Consider the following 6910-nt stretch of genomic DNA (forward strand, 5'->3'; position numbering starts at 1 on the left):
GGAATCTTAAGTTCCTACGTATATCTTAATCTTACTCTGCTCTTTTGTTCTTTCTATTAATTCTGAATTAAGTTAATGGAAATCAAACTTAGGACGTATAAAATTAATTGCTAGTACTAGCCTACTTACGAAAGTCCGCGAGGACTTTCTATCTGTGATTTATTTACTAACTTTAGTGCTTAAAACACGCAACTAATCTTATACAAAACCGTTCTACGCAATTTAAACAACCATTAAGAATATGAATAAAACAAGTGAAAACTTTATTTTAAAATTGTATTCGGCAACCTTAACAGCTGTTTTAGCTTTTGCCATTTTATCAGCGTTTAAAACTGAACAAAAAAATAAAAAATTCGATGAAATTACAGTTGAGAGAATTAATATAATAGAACCTAATGGAGGTTTAAAAATGGTCATCAGCAACCAATCCAAACAACATTCTGGAATGTTTAACGGAGAAATGTTATTTGGAGAACGGGAAAGACCAGCTGGAATTATTTTTTTCAACGAAGAGCAAGACGAAGTTGGCGGAATACTATATCAAGGAAACAAAAAAGACGGCTCGTCTTGGATTTTATCTGTTGACCAATATAAGACCGACCAAATTATGCAAATGCGTTACTTAAAAAACAATGAAGGAAAATCGAGATATGGTATTCAATTTTGGGATAAAGACGAAAATTATACGATGCCAATAATTGCTAAAAAAATTGATTCTTTAAAGAAAAAAGGTCTTTCAATGCAAGAAGCTATCAAAGTAATCAAAAAAGCAAAAGTTGGAGGACTAATTACAGCTGAAAGAATGTTTATCGGCAAAACGTCTAACGAAAACGCTGGGATTTTTATTCAGGACCAAAAAGGAATCGACCGATTAAAAATATATGTGGACAATCAAAACAATCCAAAAATAGAAGTGCTGGACGAAAAAGGAAATACAATAAAGAATTTGGCTTCAGAATAAAAACTGCGTAGAACAATGTATAACCGCAATTACGGCGGATTCGACTACGTCCGAATCCGCTCGGAATTGCTAACGTCAGTGCTAAACCGAAAATCATTAACTTTAATCCCGTAACTTCGGTTATACCTACCGTTGGCGGTAATTAGAAAAATGCAAGAATTAGAAAACAAACTAATAGAAATCATCGAAAATGATATTTGGATGACCAAAATTTTGAAAATTGTTAGAGATTTAAACTTGAATGATTGTTGGATTGGAGCTGGTTTTGTAAGAAACAAAGTTTGGGATGAAAAACATAAAAAGGACAGAACTGAACTTAATGATATTGATATTATATACTTTGATAAATCAAACTCGAGTAAAGAATATGACTTGCAATTAGAAAACAAGTTAAGAAAACTGAATTCGAATTTAAAATGGTCTGTTAAAAATCAAGCAAGAATGCATGTTAGGAATGGACACACACAATATTCTAGTTGCAATCAAGCAATTTCTTTTTGGCCTGAAACTGCAACTTCAATAGCTGTAAGATTGAATTTTAATAACCAAATTGAATATATAGCACCTTATGGTTTAGAAGATTTGTTTAACCTTTTGGTGAGACCAACACCAAAATTTGATTTAACTATTTACAATGCTAGAATTAAAAATAAAAAATGGCAAGAGAAATGGAGCAAATTAGAAATAGAAACTGGCTACAACGATAGATTTGATAATTAAATTCATTACTGGTTAACCTAAAACATTTACTTTGTTCTATTGGCTATATTCAATGTTACTGCTAATATTAAACACTATAAAAAATTGAAATCCTCTAAAACACAACATTTACTAAATTACTTTAAAAATTATTGGACTGTTGAAGAATCAACTGTTAAAATACTTGAAGAATGTGTAACAGAAGGGAAACTTAAGAGAAAAGAAAACATCTTAGTAGAAGGAGAAAATTGTAACTTCTTAACTTTTGTTGTTAAGGGCATTTTAAAAACCTATCATATTGACCAAAAAGGAAACCAACACAACCTTCAATTTACTTCCGAAAATAAATGGGTAACGGACTTTAGTAGTTTATATAATAGTCTTCCTAGTAAACTTAATATTGAGGCTTTAGAAGCTTCTATTATTCTACAAATAAAAAAAGAAGATCTTTTTAATTTATATGATAATTCCCCTATGTTCGACAGAAATATGAGGATTATTACAGAGAATGCATTTATTGAACAACAAGAAAGAGTACTTCAGCATATAAGCTCAACTGCTCATGAGAGATATCTTTACTTTCTAAATAAATATCCTAATTTGTCAAACCGTATTTCAAACATACAAATTGCTTCATACATAGGTGTAACTCCAGAATTTTTAAGTGCTATCTGAAAAAAGACAACTATCTAAAGTTAATTTTCTTAAACTATCTTATTGTTTGAAACAAAAATACGTGAGTAGTTTTGTTATAAATATTAAATAATTCAAAAATGATAGTAGAAATTACCACTTACAAAGCAGCAAAAAATGTAACTCACGAAGAGCTTTTATTAGCTTCAAAGGTCTTTAACAAAGATTATTGCTCTAAATGCAAAGGTTTAATTAGTAGACAATTTTTAAAAACAGAAGAGGGTTACATGGATATCTTTGTATGGAAAAGTAAAGAAGACGTTGAGAAGATACAGAATACATTTATGCAAGACGATAACGCAATGAAATTTGCTAGTTTAACAGACGCAAATAGTTTAACAATGAAAAACTATGAGGTCTTGGAAACTTCCAATTTTAACAATTAAAATGTCACGTTTTTATAAATTGAATTGTCATAGTTTCTAAACACAAAATTTAGATTTGAAAAATTATCACGACATACTCTTTCCTTACGCTTATAACATTCTTGGTTCTTCTGAAGATGCGAAAGACACAATACAAGATATTCTTGTAAAGTACTTGATAATTGACAAAAATCATATTGAGAATGAAATTGGATATTTAATCAAATCTGTAATAAACAAATCAATTAACTTAAAAAAAAGAAACAAGAAAACAACAACTACAGATGTTTGGCTTCCAGAGCCACTTTCTACCGAAAATGCAGATGACAACATCAATTACAATGAGATTTTATCTTATTCAATGCTAACGCTTCTAGAAAAATTAACAGCAAAAGAACGTGCTGTTTTTATTTTAAAAGTAGCTTTTGATTATTCTCATAAAGAAATTGCTGAAACCATTGGTTTAACAATTGAAAATTCAAGAAAATTATTAAGTAGAGCAAAAATCAAACTGAATAATAGCAAAACGAAAAACAATAGTATTCCAAAAAATGAAACCCAAAAATTGAAGCAATATATTGAAGCAATGCAAAATGGAAACTTGTCTGCTTTAGAAAAACTACTATCTAAAGACATACTACTAGCCGCAGATGGAGGAAAAAACATTAAAGTAGTTAGAGAATTAACAAGTGGTATAACAAGTACTTCTAAGCTATTACTATATGTTTATAGAGCCTTTTTAACTGGTTTAGAGATTAAAAACACCATCATAAACCACCAACCTGCTATTCTATTTTATCAAAATGAGGCACTTAAAAATTGTCAAATATTTGAAATAGAAAAAAATAAGATTGTAAATATCTACTCTATTGTTGATCCAAATAAACTAAAATCACTTTCCCTGTAAAATTTGTCACGTTTTCTCTTTTGGTTTTGTCATACTATTGAACATAAATACTCAATAGATGAAAAAATTATTACGAATAGATGCCAGCTTAAGAAAAGAAGGTTCGCACTCAAGACAATTAGCTGATTATTTTGAAAAGAATTGGTTAAAAACCCATCCGACAGGTAAAGTGATTTATAAAGACTTAACAAAAACTGAAATACCTCACTTGCAAAATGAAACAGTAGAAGCATTCCATATTCCTCTGAAAGAGCAGAACAAGATTAACAAACAAGCTACAAGGTTATCTGACGAACTTATTTCAGAACTAAAATCTGCAGACTACGTACTCATTAGCAGCCCTTTGTATAATTTAAATATACCATCAACTTTAAAATCATATTTAGACCACATTATTAGGTCTGGACATACATTTAGAGTAAATAAGGATGGTAGCTATCAAGGTTTACTCAAAAACACTAAAGCTTATGTAATTACAACTAAAGGCGAGACGTATAAAGGTACAGCAATGGCTTCGCTAGATTTTCAAGAACCATAACTTAAAACAATTTTCGGTTTTATCAATTTAGAGCTTAAAGCCATTTTTTCTCTTGAAGGAACAGCTTATCCGGAACTTTTAGAAAAGAATAATAAAATACAACAGGAAAAAATTTTAATGAACTTACAAAATATTTAATCAATGAAACCAGATTACTTTAATGACAAGCTTGAAAATAAAGCTTCTATCATACAGCCCAATGAAGGAGAAAAATTAGAATTAAGTACTATCTCTATTACATTTAAAGTTACTAGTGAAATGTCTAATGACCAATTAGGTGTATATGAAATTACGCTTCCGCCAATGGCGATTGGTGCAAAACTACATTACCACAGATTTATGGACGAAACTTTCATTGTAAATGAAGGAGAGTTAACCATGCAAGTTGGCAAAGAAGAGTACAAAGCCAAACCAGGAACTGTGGCTTATGTTCCAAGATTTACAGCTCACGGATTTAAAAATGACACTGATAAAATAGTAAAACTGACTTTAATATTTAATCCATCTCAAAAACGTGAAGGCTTTTTTAAAGGTTTATATGAAACCTTAAATGAAGTACCTATTAACCCTGAAAAATATTTAAAATTGTATAATAAATATGATAGTTTCCCTGTAGACACTTCTAATATGATACCTATAAGAGAATAAATCATTTAAAAATAAAGCAACTTTTACAAATTACTAAAGTTGCTTTTATATTTTGGTTATAACTTTGAAGACTTGAGCTATAAAGAATACATACCATCTAAAAATTTAAATTCGATTGTTGATACCATTTGGATAGCAACAAACAATGGACAGGAAATAGAATCTAGAATTTTACCTGATGGATATGTTGACATCATTTTTGACCTTGGCAAACAAATGCTGTTAAGCTCTGGAAATGAAATAAGAGTTTCTGGAATGATGACTAAATTTAAAAGAGTAGTTTCAAAGAAAAATTCAGAAACTCTTGGGATTAGATTTAAAACTGGTCAGTTTAATTCTATCTCTAATATTCCACTTTCAGAAATAAAAAACACAGCTATAAATGCATCAAACCTATTTCCTAAACTTAACAATTCATTTTTAGAAGAACTTACTGAAAAAAAATGTCATTTTGAAAAAGTGCAATTAATTAATAGTTTTTTAACAGCCGAAATAAATTGGACAGTTCAAGATGTATACAAATTAGAACACTCGGTTTGTGAATCTATACGTGCTAATTATAGAGAGCTAGATTTGAGTTTAATCGCTAAAAATCATTGTATAAGTTTGAGACAATTGGAAAGACGTTTTAAAACGATAGTTGGAGTTACCATGAAGGAGTATCATTCTATAATTCGTTTTAACAAAACCAAAGATGTCATCATGGAAAATCCAAACTTGAGTTTATTAAGTATAGCCTTTGACAATGGCTATTTTGACCATTCGCACTTGACAAAAGAAATTCATAAAATATCTGGATTAAATCCTTCCGAATTATAACAATGTCGTTTTTTTACAAAACGTAACCTATTCTTAACTTTTACATTTGTTAAAAAATAATTATGAAGATTTTTTTGATAGTAGTTCTTGTTAGTTTCTCTATTCAATCTTATTCTCAAACTAAAAACAATAATATGACAAAATTAGAATCTCTCACACCAAACATAATGGTAAAAGACGTAAACGCAACCTTAGATTATTACACAAATAGTCTAGGTTTTAAATTGATAGATACCAATCCTGAATCAGGTCAATTTGAATGGGGTTATGTAATGTTAGATAATGTAGGTATGATGTTCCAAGAGGAAAGATCATTAAAAACTGAGTATAAAGAACTAGAACCTTTAAAAGTTGGAGGTGCTTTAACTTTTTATATTAGAGTCAATGATATTAATGATTATTACAATAATCTACCCAAAGAAATTAACATAATAAAACCTATGAATAAAACTTTTTATGGAACTAATGAATTCGCTATAATGGATTTAAACGGTTTTATTTTAACTTTTTCAGAAACACCAGAATAAATTGCTAAATGGATTTTGAAAAAGTTGCAAAACAGTTAGCTAACCCATCAGGGAAATTTGGAGTTGATGTTGCATTGGGTATGAATACTATGAATGAATTCATAAGTAAAACAACTTATGAATTGCTGAAAATAAAAGACAATGAATCTGTTTTAGAAATTGGATTAGGAAATGGCAAATTTATTAAGGATATTCTGAACTATGGTTCAGGAATACACTTTACTGGAATTGATATTTCTAAGACTATGATAACTGAAGCAAAAAATAATAATAGTTATCTAATAGAAACAGGATATGTAGATTTATTTGATGCAGATGTTGAGAAAATTCCTGTTTGGGATGAAACATTTGATAAAATATGCACAATTAATACCATTTACTTTTGGAAAAACCCAGTAAAGGCATTAAAAGAAATTTATAGAGTATTGAACCAAAATGGGATATTAATTGTTTCGTTTAGACCTTTTATTAAAGGACAAACACTCAACTTTACTAAATATGGATTTAAAGAATATCGAACGGAAGATTTTGAATCTTTAATTCAACAAACATCCTTTAAAATAATTGAAAAAATTGAGAAAACTGAACCCGAAGTTGAATTTAATGGACAAAAACATAATCTATTATCTAAATATTTTATAGTAAAAAAACTACCGCCAACAAAGAACTGAGCTAAAAAACAACTAATTCTAGTTTAATTTTGAAACATAATTTTTATCATACGGTATTCTTGATTTTGAGATGCCATAGGCT

Annotated in this window: 10 protein-coding genes; all 10 read left to right on the plus strand. The window is 29.1% G+C overall.

From position 1 onward, the window contains the following. Positions 1-241: 241 nt before the first annotated feature. A complete protein-coding gene (locus BLQ00_RS16765; protein ID WP_093145475.1) occupies positions 242-961 on the plus strand; it encodes a hypothetical protein in 720 nt (239 codons plus the stop codon). Positions 962-1111: 150 nt separating this feature from the next. Next, complete coding sequence (locus BLQ00_RS16770) at positions 1112-1681, plus strand: nucleotidyltransferase family protein (RefSeq protein WP_093145476.1); 570 nt, start codon at positions 1112-1114, stop codon at positions 1679-1681. 84 nt (positions 1682-1765) lie between these two features. Then, positions 1766-2335 (plus strand): Crp/Fnr family transcriptional regulator, encoded by a 570-nt coding sequence (locus BLQ00_RS16775; RefSeq protein WP_217629439.1) that lies wholly within the window; start codon positions 1766-1768, stop codon positions 2333-2335. 98 nt (positions 2336-2433) lie between these two features. Then, on the plus strand, positions 2434-2739 hold the full coding sequence (locus BLQ00_RS16780; protein WP_093145477.1) for a hypothetical protein: 306 nt from the start codon (positions 2434-2436) through the stop codon (positions 2737-2739). Positions 2740-2794: 55 nt separating this feature from the next. Then, positions 2795-3625, plus strand: coding sequence for a sigma-70 family RNA polymerase sigma factor (locus BLQ00_RS16785; protein WP_093145478.1), 831 nt, complete (start codon positions 2795-2797; stop codon positions 3623-3625). A gap of 58 nt (positions 3626-3683) precedes the next feature. Further along, complete coding sequence (locus tag BLQ00_RS16790; protein ID WP_093145479.1) at positions 3684-4163, plus strand: FMN-dependent NADH-azoreductase; 480 nt, start codon at positions 3684-3686, stop codon at positions 4161-4163. 141 nt (positions 4164-4304) lie between these two features. Then, entirely contained in the window at positions 4305-4811 is a 507-nt protein-coding gene (locus tag BLQ00_RS16795; RefSeq protein ID WP_093145480.1) for a cupin domain-containing protein, read from the plus strand. 72 nt (positions 4812-4883) lie between these two features. Further along, positions 4884-5630, plus strand: coding sequence for an AraC family transcriptional regulator (locus BLQ00_RS16800; protein ID WP_139149449.1), 747 nt, complete (start codon positions 4884-4886; stop codon positions 5628-5630). Between the two features lie 134 nt (positions 5631-5764). Then, positions 5765-6157: a VOC family protein gene (locus tag BLQ00_RS16805; protein ID WP_093145484.1), complete on the plus strand. Its 393-nt coding sequence runs from the start codon at positions 5765-5767 to the stop codon at positions 6155-6157. 8 nt (positions 6158-6165) lie between these two features. Further along, positions 6166-6828, plus strand: a complete 663-nt coding sequence (locus BLQ00_RS16810) for a class I SAM-dependent methyltransferase (protein ID WP_093145482.1) — start codon at positions 6166-6168, stop codon at positions 6826-6828. Positions 6829-6910: the final 82 nt, after the last annotated feature.

This window comes from Ulvibacter litoralis (genome assembly GCF_900102055.1).
GTDB classification, from domain to species: Bacteria; Bacteroidota; Bacteroidia; order Flavobacteriales; family Flavobacteriaceae; genus Ulvibacter; species Ulvibacter litoralis.

Excerpts from the sequence above, each read along its gene's own strand:
- BLQ00_RS16805 (WP_093145484.1), top strand. The coding sequence starts at position 5,765 with ATGACAAAATTAGAATCTCTCACACCAAACATAATGGTAAAAGACGTA.
- BLQ00_RS16790 (WP_093145479.1), top strand. The coding sequence starts at position 3,684 with ATGAAAAAATTATTACGAATAGATGCCAGCTTAAGAAAAGAAGGTTCG.
- BLQ00_RS16765 (WP_093145475.1), top strand. The coding sequence starts at position 242 with ATGAATAAAACAAGTGAAAACTTTATTTTAAAATTGTATTCGGCAACC.
- BLQ00_RS16780 (WP_093145477.1), top strand. The coding sequence starts at position 2,434 with ATGATAGTAGAAATTACCACTTACAAAGCAGCAAAAAATGTAACTCAC.
- BLQ00_RS16810 (WP_093145482.1), top strand. The coding sequence starts at position 6,166 with ATGGATTTTGAAAAAGTTGCAAAACAGTTAGCTAACCCATCAGGGAAA.
- BLQ00_RS16795 (WP_093145480.1), top strand. The coding sequence starts at position 4,305 with ATGAAACCAGATTACTTTAATGACAAGCTTGAAAATAAAGCTTCTATC.
- BLQ00_RS16770 (WP_093145476.1), top strand. The coding sequence starts at position 1,112 with ATGCAAGAATTAGAAAACAAACTAATAGAAATCATCGAAAATGATATT.